The sequence below is a fragment of the Fictibacillus aquaticus genome, from assembly GCF_002245695.1.
Taxonomy (GTDB): Bacteria; Bacillota; Bacilli; order Bacillales; family Fictibacillaceae; genus Fictibacillus; species Fictibacillus aquaticus.
This window is the reverse complement of sequence record NZ_NOII01000048.1, coordinates 6,681-8,130: the sequence shown is the minus strand read 5'-3', so window position 1 is coordinate 8,130 and position 1,450 is coordinate 6,681. Positions and strand designations below refer to the sequence as shown.

The 1,450-nt window shown below is 45.5% G+C and carries 2 protein-coding genes; both read right to left on the bottom strand.

Going from position 1 to position 1,450, the window contains the following annotated elements; translation table 11 throughout:
• Positions 1–36: 36 nt before the first annotated feature.
• The gene (locus CGZ90_RS19220) at positions 37–705 is read right to left on the bottom strand and encodes a methionine ABC transporter permease (RefSeq protein ID WP_094254115.1); all 669 of its coding nucleotides are present in this window, start codon (positions 703–705) and stop codon (positions 37–39) included.
• Positions 698–1,450: methionine ABC transporter ATP-binding protein (locus CGZ90_RS19215; protein WP_240515490.1), on the bottom strand; the 753-nt coding region annotated here is incomplete at its 5' end. The genes CGZ90_RS19220 and CGZ90_RS19215, both read right to left, overlap by 8 nt.

Sequence of the window (1,450 nt, the reverse complement as noted above, 5' to 3'; positions counted from 1 at the left end):
TTTTCATGTTTGTTTCCTCCTCTGGATGTTGTGTGCTTAACGCTTATCAAGACGGCGAGTACTGATGTCGCCGATAACTTGAACAATAAATACGATGATTAGAATTAGAATCGTGGACACGAATGTAACATCCGTGTTGTCACGCTGATATCCTTCAAGGTAAGCCAGTGTTCCAAGTCCGCCTGCTCCAACAACACCTGCCATAGCTGTATAGCTGACAAGCGCGATCGCTGTGACCGTAATTCCGGAAACAAGTGCAGGCATGCTTTCTGGAAGCAGCACCTTAAAGATGATCTGGCTGTTAGTTGCACCCATCGACCTGGCTGCCTCAATAACCCCTTTATCGATTTCCCTTAGCCCGATCTCCACCATACGTGCATAGAACGGTGCCGCGCCGATGATTAACGCTGGCAGTGCAGATGATGCACCAAGCATTGATCCTACAAGCAGCTTTGTAAAAGGAATCAATAAAATAATTAAAATGATAAAAGGGATCGAACGGAAGACGTTGACCACTGCTGCAATAATACTGTTAAGAAACTTGTTTTCCCATAGGTTTCCCTTGGAAGTCAGGAACAATGCCAGACCAAGGAAAAGACCTAGGACAAAGGTGGCAAGCACTGCCACTGCAGACATGTAAAGCGTCTCGAGTGTAGCGGTCCAAACTGTATCCCATTGAACATTCGGAAATAAATTACTAAGCATTTTCAATCACCTCTACTTCTACCTGATGCTCGTGAAGAAAGGCAACTGCCTGATCCACTGAATCCTGAACTCCGCTCAACTGAATGAACAAAGAGCCATAAGGGCCACTTTGAGTCTGTGAAACCTTTCCTTGCAGGATGTTAACAGATATATCAAATTTTCGAATCAGCTGAGTGATAACTGGCTGTTCAGCATTTCCGCCGACAAATGTTAATCGGATAATCTTGCTTTCAGGAAACTCTTCAACAAGATGTTTGATCGTATCAGCCGTTTCCTCAGGTTCTGTTACCTGTTTCACAAAATCCTTCGTTATTTCCTGAGATGGATTTCTGAATACACCAAGAACTTCACCCTGCTCCACTACTTTTCCGTTTTCCATAACTGCTACACGGTGACAGATCTTACGGATTACATGCATCTCGTGTGTGATAAGCACGATCGTAAGTCCAAGCTTCTGGTTGATTTCAACAAGTAGGTCTAGGATGCTTTCAGTCGTTTTAGGGTCAAGAGCAGAAGTGGCTTCGTCGCAAAGAAGCACCTTCGGGTTGTTGGCGAGTGCTCGAGCGATGCCGACACGCTGTTTCTGTCCGCCGCTCAGCTGAGAAGGATAAGAACCGCCGCGCCCTTCGAGTCCAACGAGTTTTATTAGCTCATCTACCCTTTTATTGATCTCTGCTTTCGGCTTTCCGGCAATTTCAAGCGGAAACGCAATGTTTTCCCTTACCGTTCTCGACCAGAGCAGATT

What these genes read in the sequence shown, in the direction of transcription:
- CGZ90_RS19220 (WP_094254115.1), bottom strand. Translation starts at nt 705, where the DNA reads ATGCTTAGTAATTTATTTCCGAATGTTCAATGGGATACAGTTTGGACC.